General features: G+C 69.9%; 12 protein-coding genes, 2 pseudogenes and 1 riboswitch. Of the genes and pseudogenes, 9 read left to right on the top strand and 5 right to left on the bottom strand.

Features of this window, described 5'->3' with window-relative positions; genetic code table 11:
• Positions 1 to 24 precede the first annotated feature (24 nt).
• Positions 25 to 600: pseudogene (locus AB0C73_RS03155) on the bottom strand (transposase); the annotation flags it as partial.
• Here AB0C73_RS03155 and AB0C73_RS03150 point away from each other — a divergent pair.
• Positions 556 to 1363, top strand: a pseudogene (locus tag AB0C73_RS03150) (IS5 family transposase). The pseudogenes AB0C73_RS03155 and AB0C73_RS03150 overlap by 45 nt on opposite strands.
• Positions 1364 to 1640: 277 nt before the next feature.
• Here the strand turns inward: AB0C73_RS03150 and AB0C73_RS03145 are convergent.
• From AB0C73_RS03145 to gcvT, 4 genes are all read right to left on the bottom strand, one after another.
• Positions 1641 to 3011 carry an L-serine ammonia-lyase gene (locus AB0C73_RS03145; RefSeq protein ID WP_362523914.1) on the bottom strand — a complete coding sequence of 457 codons (1371 nt, stop codon included), beginning with the start codon at positions 3009 to 3011 and terminating at the stop codon, positions 1641 to 1643.
• A 163-nt stretch (positions 3012 to 3174) separates the two neighbouring features.
• On the bottom strand, positions 3175 to 4434 hold the full coding sequence (gene glyA, locus AB0C73_RS03140; RefSeq protein ID WP_362523912.1) for a serine hydroxymethyltransferase: 1260 nt from the start codon (positions 4432 to 4434) through the stop codon (positions 3175 to 3177).
• 39 nt (positions 4435 to 4473) lie between these two features.
• A complete protein-coding gene (gene gcvH, locus AB0C73_RS03135; RefSeq protein ID WP_362523910.1) occupies positions 4474 to 4851 on the bottom strand; it encodes a glycine cleavage system protein GcvH in 378 nt (125 codons plus the stop codon).
• 128 nt (positions 4852 to 4979) lie between these two features.
• Positions 4980 to 6119, bottom strand: a complete 1140-nt coding sequence (gene gcvT, locus AB0C73_RS03130) for a glycine cleavage system aminomethyltransferase GcvT (protein ID WP_362523908.1) — start codon at positions 6117 to 6119, stop codon at positions 4980 to 4982.
• Positions 6120 to 6303: 184 nt separating this feature from the next.
• Positions 6304 to 6417: riboswitch (glycine riboswitch) on the bottom strand.
• A 209-nt stretch (positions 6418 to 6626) separates the two neighbouring features.
• On the opposite strand from gcvT, the gene AB0C73_RS03125 reads away from it, so the two are divergent.
• From AB0C73_RS03125 to AB0C73_RS03090, 8 genes are all read left to right on the top strand, one after another.
• Positions 6627 to 7319: an AAA family ATPase gene (locus AB0C73_RS03125; protein WP_362523907.1), complete on the top strand. Its 693-nt coding sequence runs from the start codon at positions 6627 to 6629 to the stop codon at positions 7317 to 7319.
• A gap of 91 nt (positions 7320 to 7410) precedes the next feature.
• Positions 7411 to 8148 carry an enhanced serine sensitivity protein SseB gene (locus AB0C73_RS03120; RefSeq protein WP_362523906.1) on the top strand — a complete coding sequence of 246 codons (738 nt, stop codon included), beginning with the start codon at positions 7411 to 7413 and terminating at the stop codon, positions 8146 to 8148.
• Between the two features lie 78 nt (positions 8149 to 8226).
• Positions 8227 to 9021, top strand: a complete 795-nt coding sequence (locus AB0C73_RS03115; RefSeq protein ID WP_362523905.1) for an enhanced serine sensitivity protein SseB C-terminal domain-containing protein — start codon at positions 8227 to 8229, stop codon at positions 9019 to 9021.
• 345 nt (positions 9022 to 9366) lie between these two features.
• Positions 9367 to 10368, top strand: a complete 1002-nt coding sequence (locus AB0C73_RS03110) for an ABC transporter permease (RefSeq protein ID WP_362523903.1) — start codon at positions 9367 to 9369, stop codon at positions 10366 to 10368.
• Positions 10369 to 10475: 107 nt separating this feature from the next.
• The gene (locus AB0C73_RS03105) at positions 10476 to 12245 is read left to right on the top strand and encodes an ABC transporter substrate-binding protein (protein ID WP_362523901.1); all 1770 of its coding nucleotides are present in this window, start codon (positions 10476 to 10478) and stop codon (positions 12243 to 12245) included.
• Between the two features lie 126 nt (positions 12246 to 12371).
• Entirely contained in the window at positions 12372 to 13370 is a 999-nt protein-coding gene (locus tag AB0C73_RS03100; RefSeq protein WP_362523899.1) for an ABC transporter permease, read from the top strand.
• Entirely contained in the window at positions 13367 to 14476 is a 1110-nt protein-coding gene (locus tag AB0C73_RS03095) for an ABC transporter ATP-binding protein (protein WP_362523897.1), read from the top strand. Before AB0C73_RS03100 ends, AB0C73_RS03095 begins: the two co-directional genes overlap by 4 nt.
• 8 nt (positions 14477 to 14484) lie before the next feature.
• A complete protein-coding gene (locus AB0C73_RS03090) occupies positions 14485 to 15762 on the top strand; it encodes a dipeptide ABC transporter ATP-binding protein (RefSeq protein ID WP_362523895.1) in 1278 nt (425 codons plus the stop codon).
• The last annotated feature ends 622 nt before the right edge of the window (positions 15763 to 16384 follow it).

The following is a 16384-nucleotide window of genomic DNA, read 5'->3' as shown; positions in this document are numbered from 1 at the left end:
TTCACTGATTCCTAATGCGGTCTGTCAAGCCGCGAGTGCGGCGGGCGGCTCGAGTTCGTAGGTTCGTCCGTCGCGGAGGAGGGCCCAGAGGACGTTGACGCGGCGGCGGGCAAGAGCGAGGACGGCCTGAATGTGGCGCTTGCCCTCGGCTCGCTTGCGTTCGTAAAACCGACGGGACTCCTCGCAGTGGCGGATGCTGAACAACGCAGAGATGTAGAAGACACGTTGGAATCTGCGGTTGTAGCGTCGTGGCCGGCGAAGGTTGCCGCTGATCTTGCCAGAGTCACGTGGAACGGGTGCGACGCTGCCGAAGCCTGCGAGGCGGTCTGCCGTGCCGAAGGCGCTCATGTCGCCACCGGTGGCGGCCAGGAACGCGGCGCCGAGGATCACGCCCACGCCCGGCATGCTGGTGATCACTTCGAAGTCCTGATTCTCGCGAAACCGGGTCTCGATCGCCTTGTCGATCTCGGCGACCTGCTGGTTGAGGGCCAAGACCTTTCCTGCCAGGGTGTGCATCATCTGGGCGGTCAGCTTCTCCCCGGGCAGGCTGGTGTGCTGGTGCCCGGCGGCTTCCAGAGCTGTCTCGGCGAGCCGGTCGGCGCGCAGGATCCTGCCACGCTCGACGTCCCGCACGAGCTCGTCGAGCATGTTTTCCTGGCTGCTGTACGAGGATCGCCGGACCCGCAACACCCGCTGGCGCAAGCTCGGCTGCTTCCAGCAGGCGTTGCTCACCCTCGTCCACCTGCGCAAGAACGAGACGTGCGCTCGACTCGGAGCCGGTTTCGGGATATCCCAGGCCACTGCCTGGCGGTACGTGGACGAGACCCTGGACGTCCTCGCGGCCTGGGCGCCGGGGCTGAATGAAGCTCTGGTCGGTCTGGGCGAGGGCGACCACGTCATCGTTGACGGCACCCTGATCCCCATCGACCGGATCCGCGCGGACGAACCGTACTACTCGCAAAAGCACCGCAAGCACGGCATGAACGTGCAGGTCATCGCCCGTCCCGATGGCACACCGCTGTGCTTCTCCCGCGCGACGCCCGGTCGCACCCACGACCTGACCGCGGCCCGCGCCCATGGCATCGTCCAGGCCTGCCTGACCCGGCAGATCCTCGTCCTCGCGGACCGCGCCTACCAGGGCGCCGGCGCCACCTTCCGAACCCCGTACCACCACCACCGCGAACAGCCCGAGCACTACCAGCAGTTCAACCGCAACCACGCCCGGCTGCGAGCCCCCGGCGAACGCGCCTTCACCCAGTTGAAAGCCTGGCGGCTGCTCCGGCGAGCCAGATGCTCCACCCGCCGCATCGGCACCATCGTCCAGGCTGTCCACGCGCTGCTGACCTGCAGCTATTCAGGATGAAAGAGGCTCACTGACGGGCAGTGCGAACGTGTCGTGTTTGCGCAGATATATCAGGCCGGCAAGCGCATGCAGGTGCTGTGGGAGTCGACAGTGGGGGTCACCCTCGCGCGTGACCTTGATTCGGCATTGAGTCTCGTGTTCGACGAGGGATCCGCCAGGGGCTTTCAGGGACTTCTCGCATCTGTCCCAGGGACACTCCAGAGATATTCCGCTGAGTAGACACGCAAGGCCACGACCGCGCTGAAAGACGTAAGCGCGCTGTTCAGGGCCCGGAACGTCAGCACTCGATGATGTTCACCGCGAGACCGCCGCGCGCGGTCTCCTTGTACTTCACGCTCATGTCCGCGCCCGTCTCCTTCATGGTCTTGATGACCTTGTCGAGGGAGACCAGGTGGCTGCCGTCGCCGCGCATCGACATCTTCGCCGCCGTGACGGCCTTCACCGCCGCCATGCCGTTGCGTTCGATGCACGGGATCTGGACCAGGCCGCCGACCGGGTCGCAGGTCAGGCCCAGGTTGTGCTCCATGCCGATCTCGGCGGCGTTCTCCACCTGCTCGGGGGAGCCGCCGAGGACCTCGGCGAAGGCGCCGGCCGCCATGGAGCAGGCGGAGCCGACCTCGCCCTGGCAGCCGACCTCGGCGCCGGAGATGGAGGCGTTCTCCTTGAAGAGCATGCCGATGGCGCCGGCGGCGAGGAGGAAGCGGACCACGCCGTCCTCGTCGGCGCCCGGCACGAAGTTCATGTAGTAGTGCAGGACCGCCGGGATGATGCCGGCCGCGCCGTTCGTCGGGGCGGTGACCACGCGGCCGCCCGCCGCGTTCTCCTCGTTCACGGCCATCGCGTACAGAGTGATCCACTCCATCGCGTGCGCGGCCGGGTCGCCCTCGGAGCGCAGCTTGCGGGCCGAGGTCGCGGCGCGGCGGCGGACCTTGAGGCCGCCCGGCAGGATGCCCTCGCGGGACAGGCCGCGCGAGACGCAGGCCTGCATGACCCGCCAGATCTCCAGGAGGCCGGCCCGGATCTCCTCCTCGGTGCGCCAGGCCTTCTCGTTCTCCAGCATCAGGGACGAGATGGACAGGCCCGTCTCCTTGGTGAGGCGGAGCAGGTCGTCGCCGGTGCGGAAGGGGTACTTCAGGACCGTGTCGTCCGGGATGATCGGGTTCTCGCCCGCGACCGCGTCCTCGTCCACGACGAAGCCGCCGCCGACCGAGTAGTACGTCTTCTCCAGGAGCAGCGCGCCCTCGGCGTCGTACGCGAAGACCGTCATGCCGTTCGCGTGGTACGGCAGCGCCTTGCGGCGGTGCAGGATCAGGTCGTCGTCGAAGGAGAACGGGATCTCGTGCGCGCCGAGCAGGAAGATCCGCCCGCTCGCCTTGATCCGCTCGACCTCGTCGTCCGCGCTCTCCACGTCCACCGTGCGCGGCGAGTTCCCCTCAAGACCGAGCAGCACCGCCTTCGGGGTGCCGTGGCCGTGGCCGGTGGCGCCGAGGGAGCCGTACAGCTCCGCCCGTATCGTCGCGGTGTGGGCGAGCAGCCCCTCGTTCTTCAGCCGGCGGGCGAACATCCGGGCCGCGCGCATGGGGCCCACCGTGTGGGAGCTCGACGGCCCGATGCCGATCGAGAACAGGTCGAAGACCGAGATGGCCACGGGGGACTCCTTGTGGGGCTAGACGCCGTTGTCTGCCGGGGTGGTGCAGAACAAGCAGGAAGAGCGGGGCAGGGCGGGGAGGGCGGAAAAGCGGTGGGGCACCGCGCTCACTGTCCAGTGTGCGCGGTGCCCCGGAGCTTCGTACGAACAAAAGGGTACGAAATTACTTCAGGCCGGGGTACAGCGGGTGCTTGTCGGCGAGCGCCGTCACCCGGGCCTTCAGTGCCTCGGCGTCGAAGCCGGGCTTCAGGGTCTCGGCGATGATGTCGGCGACCTCGCGGAAGTCCTCGGCCGTGAAGCCGCGGGTGGCGAGGGCCGGCGTGCCGATGCGCAGACCGGAGGTGACCATCGGCGGGCGCGGGTCGTTCGGAACGGCGTTCCGGTTGACCGTGATGCCCACCTCGTGGAGGCGGTCCTCGGCCTGCTGGCCGTCCAGCTCGCTGTCGCGCAGGTCGACCAGGAGCAGGTGCACGTCGGTGCCGCCGGACAGCACGGACACGCCGTGCTCCTTGACGTCGTCCCGCACCAGGCGCTCGGCGATGATCCGGGCGCCGTCCAGGGTGCGCTGCTGGCGCTCCTTGAACTCCTCCGAGGCCGCGACCTTGAAGGAGACCGCCTTGGCCGCGATCACGTGCTCCAGCGGGCCGCCCTGGAAGCCGGGGAAGACCGAGGAGTTCAGCTTCTTCGCGAACTCCTTCTTCGCCAGGATGATGCCGCCGCGCGGGCCGCCGAGCGTCTTGTGCGTGGTGGAGGTCACCACGTCCGCGTACTCGACCGGGTTCGGGTGCAGACCCGCCGCGACCAGGCCCGCGAAGTGGGCCATGTCGACCCACAGGTACGCCTCGACCTCGTCGGCGATCCGGCGGAACTCGGCGAAGTCGAGCTGACGCGGGTACGCCGACCAGCCGGCGATGATCACCTTCGGGCGGTGCTCCTTGGCGAGGCGCTCGACCTCGGCCATGTCGACCAGGCCGTTCTCGTCCACGTGGTACGCGACCACGTTGAACTGCTTGCCCGAGAAGTTCAGGCGCATGCCGTGGGTGAGGTGGCCGCCGTGCGCCAGGTCGAGACCCAGGATCGTGTCGCCGGGCTGGGCGATCGCGAACAGCGCGGCCTGGTTGGCGGAGGCGCCGGAGTGCGGCTGCACGTTGGCGTACTCGGCGCCGAACAGGTCCTTGATCCGGTCGATCGCGATCTGCTCGGCCACGTCGACGTGCTCGCAGCCGCCGTAGTAGCGGCGGCCCGGGTAGCCCTCGGCGTACTTGTTGGTGAGGACGGAGCCCTGGGCCTCCATGACCGCGACCGGAGCGAAGTTCTCCGAGGCGATCATCTCGAGGGTGGACTGCTGGCGGCGGAGCTCGGCGTCGACGGCGGCGGCGACGTCCGGGTCCAGCTCGTGGAGGGGAGTGTTCAGAAGCGACATGAAGCGATCCCTAGGGGGTCTCGGTCAGCCTGCGGTGAATCAGCCTGCGGTGAAGGCGGTGTACTCGTCGGCGGAGAGCAGGTCGCCCGGCTCCTCGGCGATGCGCACCTTGAACAGCCAGCCACCCTCGAACGGGTGCTTGTTCACCAGCTCCGGGTCGTTCACGACGTCCTCGTTGGCCTCGACGACCTCGCCGGTCACGGGGGCGTACAGCTCGCTGACGGACTTGGTGGACTCCAGCTCGCCGCAGGCCTCGCCCGCGGTCACCGTGTCACCGACCTCCGGGAGCTGCACGAAGACGATGTCGCCGAGCGCGTTCGCCGCGTGCTCGGTGATGCCGACCGTCGCGACGCCGTCCTCGGCGCCCGACAGCCACTCGTGCTCCTTGCTGTAGCGAAGGTTCTGCGGGTTGCTCATGACCTGATTCTCCTGGATGCGGGGAGTGCGGATGTACGGGGGTCTTACGGGGTGAGACGCGGACTGAGACGAATGCGTCACGTTCCGAGCGGGCGGAGCCGCGAACGGGCGGGGCTGTCGCCCCATCCTCACTTCTGGCGCTTGTAGAACGGCAGCGCCACGACCGCGTACGGCTCGTGCGTGCCGCGGATGTCGACGCCGACACCCTCGGTGCCGGGCTCGGCGAAGGCCGCGTCCACGTACGCCATGGCGATCGGCTTGGCCAGCGTCGGGGACGGGGCGCCGGAGGTGATCTCGCCGATGACCTCGCCGTTCGCGACGACCGACATGCCGGCGCGCGGGACGCGGCGGCCCTCGGCGACCAGGCCGACCAGCTTGCGCGGCGGGGCGGTCTCGGCGCGCTCGGCGGCCTTCTCCAGGGCCTCGCGGCCGACGAAGCGGCCCTCGTTCGTGGTCTTCTCGAACTTCACGACGCGGCCGAGACCGGCGTCGAAGGGGGTGAGCGAGGTGTTCAGCTCGTGCCCGTACAGCGGCATGCCCGCCTCAAGGCGCAGCGTGTCGCGGCAGGACAGACCGCACGGGATCAGGCCGACGCCCGCGCCCGCCTCGGTCAGCGCCTGCCACACGCCCTCGGCGTGCTCGGGCTTCAGGAACAGCTCGAAGCCGTCCTCGCCGGTGTAGCCGGTACGGGCGATGAGCGCGGGCACGCCCGCGACGGTGCCCGGCAGGCCGGCGTAGTACTTCAGACCGTCCAGGTCGGCGTCGGTGAGGGACTTCAGGATGCCGGGGGACTCGGGGCCCTGCACGGCGATCAGGGCGTACGCGTCGCGGTCGTCGCGCACCTCGGCGTCGAAGCCCTCGGCGCGGGCCACCAGGGCGTCCAGGACGACCTGGGCGTTGGAGGCGTTGGCGACGACCATGTATTCAGAAGACCCAGCCTCCGTCTCGCCGAGGCGGTAGACGATCAGGTCGTCGATGATGCCGCCGTCCTCCTGGCAGATCATCGTGTAGCGGGCGCGGCCGTTGCCGACGGTCGAGATGTTGCCGACCAGGGCGTAGTCGAGGAGCTCCACGGCCTGCGGGCCGGTGACGGTGATCTCGCCCATGTGGGAGAGGTCGAAGAGACCGGCCTTGGTGCGCACGGCGTTGTGCTCGTCGCGCTCGCTGCCGTACCGCAGCGGCATGTCCCAGCCGGCGAAGTCGGTCATGGTCGCGCCCAGCGAACGATGCAGGGCATCGAGGGCGGTCAGACGGGGGGCAGTGCTCATGGGGTGGCTCCCGGGTCCCAGGCGTGCGGGGCACGACATACATGACGGTGAGGACGATCCTCCCCATCTGTCATGGAACCTGAGAGGTTCACCGAGAGCATCTCGTCACCGAGTGATCGGCGCCGAGAGATCGGCTTGCACCTTGGGTGGGGACGCGACGGTGCGACCCGCTTTTCAGATCTGCCTCATCCACGCGGTACGGGGCCTGAGAGATTCAAGGGAGGTACTTGCTCCTTCGGCGCCCGGGCAGGCGGCGCGACTGCGCCGGCTGGACCCGGAACTCTCCCGCGCGGATTCGAGCGGCCGGTATGCGGTTGTGCGCGCTCGTGCGAGCGCGTGGCGCGCTCATCATTGCACGGCCGATCCGCGCGGCAAATCGCTTGTGCCTCATTACCGTCTCTTTACACTTCGTGGGCAGGGGTCCGCAGACACCCGGCAGTCGGCAGGCCCGGTGGTCCGCAGGCCCGCCGGTCCGCGGACCCGACTGGGACAGATGGGGGAGAAGCGATGACGATCCGGCACACCGGTGTTCCGGCCACGGCGACGAACGCCGGAATACCGGCCCAGCGGGCGGTCGCCCGGGCCCGCGTCCGCGAGCGGGCCCGCAGCAGGCGCCGTGCGCGGCTGCTGCGCGACCTGCGCGAGCGCGGCGGCCGCAGCCCCCGCGCGCTCACCTTCGCCGCCGGGGACGTCGTCGTGGTCTCCGGACTGCCCGGCGCCGGGAAGTCCACCCTCATGGCCCGGGCCGCCGAGGGCCGCGCCGTCGACTCCCAGGACACCCGGGAGCGCTGGGAGGCCCGGCTGCCCCGCTTCCTGCCGTACGCGCTCTACCGCCCGTTCGCCCGCCTCGCGCACTACGCGGGCCTGCGCCGCGCCCTGCGCACCGGCGCCGGGGTGATCGTCCACGACTGCGGCACCCAGTCCTGGGTGCGCGGCTGGCTCGCCCGCGCGGCCCGCCGGCGCGGCGCCGCCCTGCACCTGATCCTGCTCGACGTCGACCCGGACACGGCCCGGTCGGGCCAGCGCGACCGCGGCCGCGGCGTCTCCCCGTACGCCTTCGCCCGCCACCGGCGCGCCGTCGCCCGGCTGGTCCGCACCGCCGAGGCCGGCGCCCTGCCCCCGGGCTGCGCCTCGGTCACCCTGCTCGACCGGGACGCCGCCGACGCCCTGCGGAAGATCGCCTTCCGCGACGGACCGTGACGCACTCCGCACCTTTTTCGGTCACAACCGCCGCTTGGCGCCATTAGGGTGCTGAGGCGCACCGTGACCGGGGAAGGGGACGAGGAGAACCGTGGACGTGACGTGGCCGGGCAATGAGCTCGAGGAAGTACTGGCCGCCTCCCTCGGCAACCCCTCCGCCGGCGGACGCCTGGTCGAGGTCCTCGGCCGCAGCCCCGTCTGGGTGCCGCTGCCCAACGGCGGCGGGCCCGACAGCGCCGACCTCGACCTGCCCACCATGGAGATCGACGGCGCCGCCTACGTGCCCGTCTTCAGCTCCGAGCGGGAGTTCCTCGCCATCGCCGGCGCACACATGTCGTACACCGTCGCCCCCGCCCGCGACTTCGCCCGCGGCCTGCCGCCGCAGCTCGGCATCGCCGTGAACCCCGGCGGCACCGTCGGCGTCCCGCTGCCCCCGCCCGCCGTCGCCGAGCTCTGCCGGGCCGGCCGCACGGCCCTGGACGGGCCCGCCACCGGTGGCCGGGTGCGGCTCTTCGAGCCCGACTGGCAGGACGACCCGGTCGACTTCCTCGCCGCCGCCTCCGCCGAGTTCGAGGCCTCCGGCGTCGTCGCCACCGCCCGCCGCGCCCTCGCCAGCGTCGAGGGCACCGAGCCCGCCCTCTTCGTCGGCGTCCAGCTCACCGGCCCCGAGGCCGACCTGAACGCCCCGCTCGACGCCCTCGGCCGCGCCCTCGGCCGGATCGAGGTCGCCTGGCCGGTCAACCTGATCCTGCTCGACGTGGCACAGGACCCGGTCGGCGACTGGATGCTGGAGAAGGTGCGCCCCTTCTTCCAGCGCGCCGCCGTGTGACAGACCCCCTGTCTAAGCTGAACTCATTCAGCTGAACCCATTCAAGTGAGCCGTACAACAAGAGGGGCGGGACCCAGGGTGAGCGCGTCAGGCACCGCCGCGACCGGACAGGTCGAGCACATGCTGCGCCAGGTGGCACCCGGGCGCCACGACGCCTACGAGCAGCTGCTGCGCGCCCTCGCCGGCTCCGAGGTCCGGATGCTGCTCTGGCAGGGCACCGCGGGCTCGCCCGACGCCCAGTACGGAAACATGGAGGTCGACGGCTACGGCTACGCGCCGTGCGTCACCTCCGCCCAGGAACTCGCCGCCTCCGGCTGGACCCGCGCCCACGAGGTCGTCCAGGGACTGGAGATCGCCCGCGCCCTCTCCCCCGACCGCTGGGGCATCTGGCTCAATCCGCACGCCCCCGGCGGCGGCGTCGGCATCCCCTGGGCCGATCTGCGCCGGATCGCCACCGGTCTGGACCGGATGCCCGCGGGCCCGCTGCGGCTCTCGGAACCGGCTCTGGAGATCCCGCAGTTCTACGCCCTGCTCACGCAGAACGCGCACCGCACCCCGGCCGTCCGCTCGCTGCGGCGCGCCTGGGTGCAGCCCGCGCTCGGCTCCCCGTACCTCGCGATCGGCCTCGATCTGTACGACTCCTCGGCGGCGTCCGTCGAGGCCGTGCGCGCGATGATGCACCAGACCGTCGCCGCCGTCCCGGACGGACTCCCGGTCTCCACCGTGGCCATGTCCGACTCGTACGATCCGGTCGCGTTGTGGCTGTACGCCCACGCTCGTCCGTTCTACGACCGCGACGCGCACGCCGCCCCCGCGGCCCCGCCCGCTCCCGGTTACGGGTACCCCCCGGCCGCGCCCCGCGGCGCGTACTGATCCGCCCGAATAATCCGAACAGTCCCTTCCTGCCCCCTCTCCTGTCGCCCCGATTCACTCCCGCACGACAGCAGTTGGGCCGGATGTCCGATCTGGTCGAATAGCGGCCGAGATGGTCCGCTCAGACCTTCCCGGCGTCCGGATAACGGAAGACGACGCACCGCATCACGTTTAGGAAAACATTCATCGTGGGGTCTGGCGGGGGTTCGCGGACCCATTGAAGACTCCCCGGAACACCAGGCGTTCGGCCCTGTCAGGGCCGGTGCCCAGCAGTTGTTCCACCGAGCCGCTACCCGCGGCGGGCAAGGGCCGGCGACCCGACGGCCGAGAGGGGTCCTCACCACGATGACGGCACCACTGCACGAGACGAATGCGGCCGAACCGGCCGTCGCCGTCGACGCCGTGCCCGACGCGCCCGCCAAGGCGATCGAGGGACGTTCCCCCTGGCAGATCGCCTGGGCCAGGCTCAAGAAGGACAAGCTCGCCCTCACCGGCGGCTTCGTCGTCCTCTTCCTGATCCTCGTCGCGATCCTCGCCCCGGTCATCGTCGGCCTCCTCGGCCACCCGCCGGACGAGTTCCACGAGGACCAGATCGACCCGCTGTTCGGCACTCCGATCGGCTCCATGGGCGGCATCAGCGGCGACTTCCTGCTCGGCGTCGAGCCGGTCAACGGCCGTGACGTGTTCAGCCGGATCGTCTACGGCGCCCAGATCTCGCTGATCGTCGCCTTCGCCGCCGCCCTGTTCGCGGTGGCGCTCGGCACGATCCTCGGCATCATCGCCGGCTACTTCGGCGGCTGGGTCGACGCGGCGCTCAGCCGGGTCATGGACGTGATGCTGGCCTTCCCCCAGCTGCTCTTCACCATCGCGCTGGTCTCGGTCCTCCCCAACTCGCTGCTCGGCCTGGACGGTTCGGGCGTGCGCATCCTGGCCCTGGTGGTCGTGATCGGCTTCTTCGGCTGGCCGTACGTGGGCCGTATCGTCCGCGGCCAGACCCTCAGCCTGCGCAACCGCGAGTACGTCGAGGCCGCCCAGAGCCTGGGCGCCGGCCGCCTCTACATCCTGCGCCGCGAGCTGCTGCCGAACCTGATCGCCCCGATCACGGTCTACGCGACCCTGATGATCCCGACCAACATCCTGACCGAGGCGGCCCTCAGCTTCCTGGGCGCGGGCGTGAAGCCGCCCACCGCCTCCTGGGGCCAGATGCTCTCGACGGCGATCACCACCTACGAGTCCGACCCGCTGTTCATGATCTTCCCCGGCCTCGCGATCTTCATCACCGTGCTTGCGTTCAACCTCTTCGGCGACGGCGTCCGTGACGCCCTCGACCCGAAGAGCTCCCGCTGACCGTACGCCGTTCACCGCAAGACCAGCCCCTGCCGCTGTCGACAGGAGGCCATCCCCCAACGGCGGACCACCGTGACAACGGCCGCCAATATTTCGGAGGTTGCTCGATGACTCTGAACAGCTCCCAGAGGCGCAGAATCGCCGCGGGTGCGCTGCTCGCCGCGGCCACCATGGTCGTCACCACCGCCTGTGGCGGCGGCAAGGGCGGCGACAGCGGCAACGGCAAGGCCGGCGCGGCCGGCTTCAACGCCGCCGTGAACAAGGTCGCCAGCGCCTCCGACAAGAAGGGCGGCGAGCTGAAGTTCATCGGCTCGCAGGAGGCCGACTCGTGGGACCCGCAGCGCGGTTACTACGGCTTCGTGTGGGACTTCGCCCGCTACTACACCCGTCAGCTCGTCTCCTTCAAGGCCGAGCCCGGCGCCGCCTCCACCGAGCTGGTCCCGGACCTCGCCACCGACACCGGCAAGGTCTCGGCCGACGGCCTGACCTACACCTTCACGCTGAAGGACGGGGTCACCTGGGAGGACGGCAAGCCGATCACCTCCAAGGACATCAAGTACGGCATCGAGCGCATCTGGGCCCAGGACGTCATCTCCGGCGGCCCGATCTACCTCCAGCAGGTCCTCGACCCGAAGTCCGAGTACAAGGGTCCGTACAAGGACACCTCCGCGGACAAGCTCGGCCTGAAGGCGATCGAGACCCCGGACGACAAGACGATCGTCTTCAAGCTGCCGGTCGCCAACGGTGACTTCCTGCAGATGCTGGCCATGCCGGCCGCGTCCCCGGTCCGCCAGGACAAGGACACCAAGGCCCAGTACGGCCTGAAGCCGTTCTCCTCCGGCCCGTACAAGTGGGAGTCGTACACCCCCAACAAGTCCATGAAGCTGGTCCGCAACGACAAGTGGGACCAGAAGTCGGACACCATCCGCAAGGCCCTGCCGGACAAGATCAGCGTCACGTTCACCACGAACGCCGACGACATGGACAACCGTCTCATCGAGGGCGAGTACGACCTCGACCTCAACGCGACGGGTGTCGGCGCCGCCGCCCGCCAGAAGGTGCTCCAGCAGCACAAGGAGAACGCGGACAACCCGCAGACCGGCTTCATCCGTTACGCGGTCTTCCCGCAGACGGTGATCCCGAACGTCGAGTGCCGCAAGGCCATCATCTACGCGGCCGACTCCAAGTCCCTGCAGACCGCCCGTGGCGGCCCGCAGGCCGGTGGCGACATCGCCTCCAACATGCTGCCGCCGGCGATCAAGGGTGCCGACCCGAAGGCCGACCCGTACGGCAAGCTCGCCGGCACGCCGGACGTCGCCAAGGCCAAGGAAGCGCTGAAGAAGTGCGGCCAGCCGAACGGCTTCAAGACCACGATCGCGGTCCGCAACAACAAGAAGATCGAGATCGCCACCGCCGAGTCCCTGCAGCAGTCGCTGAAGGCCGTCGGCATCGACGCCCAGATCGACCAGTTCGACGGCGCCCAGACCTCGGGCATCATCGGTTCGCCGAAGGTGGTCAAGGAGAAGGGCTACGGCATCATCATCATGGGCTGGGGCGCCGACTTCCCGTCGGGCCAGGGCTTCCTGCAGCCGCTCGTGGACGGTCGCTTCATCCTGCAGAGCGGTAACAACAACTTCTCCGAGCTGAACGACCCGGCCATCAACGGCCTGTTCGACCAGGCGCTGAAGGAGACCGACCCGACCAAGGCCGGCGAGCTCTACAAGCAGATCAACACGAAGGTCTCGGACGCCGCGGTGTACCTGCCCTTCACCCACGAGAAGAACATCATCTGGCGCTCTTCGCGACTGACCAACGTCTACACGGCCGACGCCTACAACGGCCGCTACGACTACGCGTCGCTCGGCGTCGTGAAGTAACCGGCCCCGTCCGTAACCAACTCGCTCCAACGGCGCACCCGCCGCTAGGTCCGAAGGGCAGGTGAGGGCCGTATGCGGCGGCCGGGGGATCCGATCGGATCCCCCGGCCGCCGACCGGCCGACCGCATGCTTGCATACATAATCCGACGGCTCTTCGCAGTCGTCATGATGCTGCTCGTCGTCACCCTGGTGACGCTCAGCATCTTCTTCCTCATCCCCAAGATGACCGGCAGTGACCCTGCCGCGATGTTCGTCGGCAAGCAGGCGGATCCGGCCTCGATCGAGGGCATCCGTCAGAAGCTGGGCCTGGGCGATCCGATCCTGGTGCAGTTCTGGCACTTCGTCTCGGGCATCTTCGTCGGCCGCGACTACGTCGGCGGCGGCAGCAGCCTCCACTGCGCGGCGCCGTGCTTCGGCTACTCGTTCCGTAGCGATCAGGAGGTGTCGACGATGCTCGCCGACGCCTTCCCCGTGACCCTCTCCATGGTCATCGGTGCCGCCATCCTCTGGCTGCTCATGGGTATCTCCACCGGTGTGATCTCCGCGCTCAAGCGGGGCACGGTGATCGACCGGGTCGCGATGTTCACCGCGCTCAGCGGTGTCTCGCTCCCCATCTTCTTCACCGCCATGCTGGCGATGCTGGTCTTCCGTACGCAGCTCCACTGGGTGGACGCCACGTACGTGCCGATCAGCGAGTCCTTCGGCGGCTGGTTCGGCGGCCTGGTCCTGCCGTGGGTGACCCTCGCCTTCCTGTACGCGGCGATGTACGCCCGCCTCACCCGCGCCACGATGCTGGAGGTCCTCGGCGAGGACTACATCCGTACCGCGCGGGCCAAGGGCCTGTCGGAGCCGGTCGTGCTCGGCAAGCACGCCATGCGCTCGACCATGACCCCGATCCTGACCATCTTCGGCATGGACCTCGGCGCCCTCGTCGGCGGCGCGATCCTCACCGAGACGGCGTTTAGCCTCCGCGGCCTCGGCGCCCTCGCCATCCAGGGGGTGAGCACGAGCGACCTGCCGCTGATCATGGCCGTCACGCTCATCACCGCCACCTGCGTCGTCCTCGCGAACCTCCTCGTGGACCTGCTGTACGCCGTGATCGACCCCCGAGTGAGGCTCGCATGACCGACAAGCTGGTGGAGACCGGCGCCGCCGTGGGAGAGCCGGTCCTGAAGGGGGACGCCCCCTCGGACGCCTTCCTCGACGTCCGCGACCTCAAGATCCACTTCCCGACCGACGACGGCCTGGTCAAGTCGGTCGACGGACTCACCTTCCAGCTGGAGAAGGGCAAGACCCTCGGCATCGTGGGCGAGTCCGGCTCCGGCAAGTCGGTCACCTCGCTCGGCATCATGGGCCTGCACACCGTCGGCCAGTACGGCCGGCAGAAGGCCCGGATCTCCGGCGAGATCTGGCTCAACGGCCGGGAGATGCTCACCGCGAACGCGGACGAGGTGCGCCGGATGCGCGGCCGCGAGATGGCGATGATCTTCCAGGACCCGCTGTCCGCGATGCACCCGTACTACACCGTCGGCCACCAGATCGTGGAGGCCTACCGGGTCCACAACCAGGTCGACAAGAAGACCGCCCGCAAGCGGGCCGTCGAACTCCTCGACCGGGTCGGCATCCCCGAGCCCGCCAAGCGCTTCGACAACTACCCGCACGAGTTCTCCGGCGGTATGCGCCAGCGCGCCATGATCGCCATGGCCCTGGTCAACAACCCCGAGCTGCTCATCGCGGACGAGCCCACCACCGCGCTCGACGTCACCGTCCAGGCCCAGATCCTCGACCTGATCCGGGACCTGCAGAAGGAGTTCGGCTCCGCGGTCATCATCATCACGCACGACCTCGGCGTCGTCGCCGAGATCGCCGACGACATCCTCGTGATGTACGGCGGCCGGTGCGTGGAGCGCGGCACGGCCGAGGACGTCTTCTACGCGCCCCAGCACCCCTACACCTGGGGACTGCTCGGCTCCATGCCGCGCATCGACCGCGAGCAGACCGACCGCCTCATCCCGGTCAAGGGCAACCCGCCCAGCCTCATCAACGTCCCGAGCGGCTGCGCCTTCAACCCGCGCTGCCCGTACGCCGAGGTCCCCGAGGGCGGCATCTGCCGGACCGTACGTCCCGAGCTGACGGAGTCCCAGGACGGTAGCCGGCACTTCTCCGCCTGCCACATGTCGCAGGAGGAGCGGACCCGGATCTGGACCGAAGAGATTGCGCCGAAGCTGTGAGCGAAACCATGGAATCCTCGCCCTCGCAGGCGCCCCTGCTCAAGGTCACCGGCCTGCAGAAGCACTTCCCCATCAGGAAGGGCCTGCTGCAGCGCCAGACGGGCGCCGTGAAGGCGGTCGACGGGATCGACTTCGAGGTCTACCCCGGTGAGACCCTCGGCGTCGTCGGCGAGTCCGGCTGCGGCAAGTCGACGATGGGCCGCCTGATCACCCGTCTCCTTGAGCCCACGGGCGGGAAGATCGAGTTCGAGGGCACGGACATCTCCCACCTCGGGGTGGCGAAGATGCGTCCGCTGCGCCGCGACATCCAGATGATCTTCCAGGACCCGTACGGCTCGCTGAACCCGCGCCACACGGTCGGCTCGATCGTCTCGGCCCCCTTCAAGCTCCAGGGCGTGGAGCCCGAGGGCGGCGTGAAGAAGGAGGTCCAGCGCCTGCTCGGCCTGGTCGGCCTCAACCCCGAGCACTACAACCGCTACCCGCACGAGTTCTCCGGCGGCCAGCGCCAGCGCATCGGCATCGCGCGCGCCCTGGCCCTGAAGCCGAAGCTGGTCGTCGCGGACGAGCCCGTCTCGGCCCTGGACGTCTCCATCCAGGCGCAGGTGGTCAACCTCCTGGACGACCTCCAGGAAGAGCTCGGCCTCACGTACGTGATCATCGCGCACGACCTGTCGGTCATCCGCCACGTCTCGGACCGCATCGCGGTCATGTACCTCGGCAAGGTCGTCGAGCTCGCGGACCGCAAGTCCCTGTACGAGTCCCCGATGCACCCGTACACCCGCGCCCTGATGTCCGCGGTCCCGATCCCGGACCCGCGCCGCCGCAGCCAGAAGAACGACCGCATCCTCCTGACCGGCGACGTCCCCTCCCCGATCGCCCCGCCGCCGGGCTGCCGCTTCCACACCCGCTGCTGGAAGGCGACGGAGGTCTGCAAGACCCAGGAGCCCCCGCTCCTGGAACTCCGCCCGGGCCAGCGCGTGGCGTGCCACCACCCGGAGAACGCGGAGGGCGTGACGGTGCCGGCGGCGAGGGAGTCGGTGGAGGTCGTGATCACGAAGGCCCCGGAGGCGCCGGTGGAGCCTGCGGCTGAGGAGCCGGAGGCGCCGGAGGCCGAGGCGGAGACGTCGGTTGCACCGGTGGAGCCGGTGGAGCCTGCGGCTGAGGAGCCGGTGGCTGCTGAGGCGGCTGAGGAGTCGGAGTCGGAGTCGGAGTCGGGCTCGGGCTCCGAGTCGGCGGAGGCCGGGGAGCCGGCTGAGGCGGACGCCCCGGCGAAGCCGGAGAAGTAGCCGAAGCCGACGGCACGAACGCATGTGAGGCCCTCGCTGCCGGCGGCAGCGAGGGCCTCACGGCGTGTGGGCGGGGAGTGTGCGGCGCCCACGGGCCTGTGCGGCGGTCCCGGCGGCACGGCCCTCCGGACCGGGGCCCGGGGTGCGGTCCACTGGTTGCTGCGGCGCGGAGCTGCCGCGCTCGGGTCTGCGGTGTGGCCCGCCAGTCTCCGCGGCGCGGAGACTGGCGTCGAGGTTCGGGGGACGGAGTCCCCGGCCCTGTTGAGGGCGTCGCCGGGCCGGCCCGCGATCCGGCCCTCTGGTTTCTGCGGCGCGGGGCCGCCGCGCCGGGGGTCGGCTCAGCCCCGGTCCTGTTCAGGGGGGGGCGCCGGGCGGGGCCCGCCGTGCGGCCCTCCGGTCTGCGCGGCGCGGAGCGCGCGTCGGAACCTGCCGGGCCGGGGCCTGCGGCGCGGAGCCGCCGCAACGGGGGGTCGGGGGCGGAGCCCCCGGTCCCGTCAGGGTTTGGGGGAGGGGTGGACTGGGGGGAATCCCTCCGTCCCACGGACCCGCGGCGCGCCGAGCAGCTGGATGGACTCCTCGGGCGACTTCGGCTGGTTGAAGAAGACGAAGTAGCGGTCGTCCG

This window comes from Streptomyces sp. NPDC048623, from assembly GCF_040650755.1.
Taxonomy (GTDB): Bacteria; Actinomycetota; Actinomycetes; order Streptomycetales; family Streptomycetaceae; genus Streptomyces.
This window is presented reverse-complemented; position numbering and strand designations above follow the sequence as displayed.

Coding starts and splice junctions, on each gene's coding strand:
- AB0C73_RS03105 (WP_362523901.1), top strand. CDS start 10,476: ATGACTCTGAACAGCTCCCAGAGGCGCAGAATCGCCGCGGGTGCGCTG.
- gcvT (WP_362523908.1), bottom strand. CDS start 6,119: ATGAGCACTGCCCCCCGTCTGACCGCCCTCGATGCCCTGCATCGTTCG.
- AB0C73_RS03095 (WP_362523897.1), top strand. CDS start 13,367: ATGACCGACAAGCTGGTGGAGACCGGCGCCGCCGTGGGAGAGCCGGTC.
- AB0C73_RS03110 (WP_362523903.1), top strand. CDS start 9,367: ATGACGGCACCACTGCACGAGACGAATGCGGCCGAACCGGCCGTCGCC.
- glyA (WP_362523912.1), bottom strand. CDS start 4,434: ATGTCGCTTCTGAACACTCCCCTCCACGAGCTGGACCCGGACGTCGCC.
- AB0C73_RS03090 (WP_362523895.1), top strand. CDS start 14,485: ATGGAATCCTCGCCCTCGCAGGCGCCCCTGCTCAAGGTCACCGGCCTG.
- gcvH (WP_362523910.1), bottom strand. CDS start 4,851: ATGAGCAACCCGCAGAACCTTCGCTACAGCAAGGAGCACGAGTGGCTG.
- AB0C73_RS03125 (WP_362523907.1), top strand. CDS start 6,627: ATGACGATCCGGCACACCGGTGTTCCGGCCACGGCGACGAACGCCGGA.
- AB0C73_RS03100 (WP_362523899.1), top strand. CDS start 12,372: ATGCTTGCATACATAATCCGACGGCTCTTCGCAGTCGTCATGATGCTG.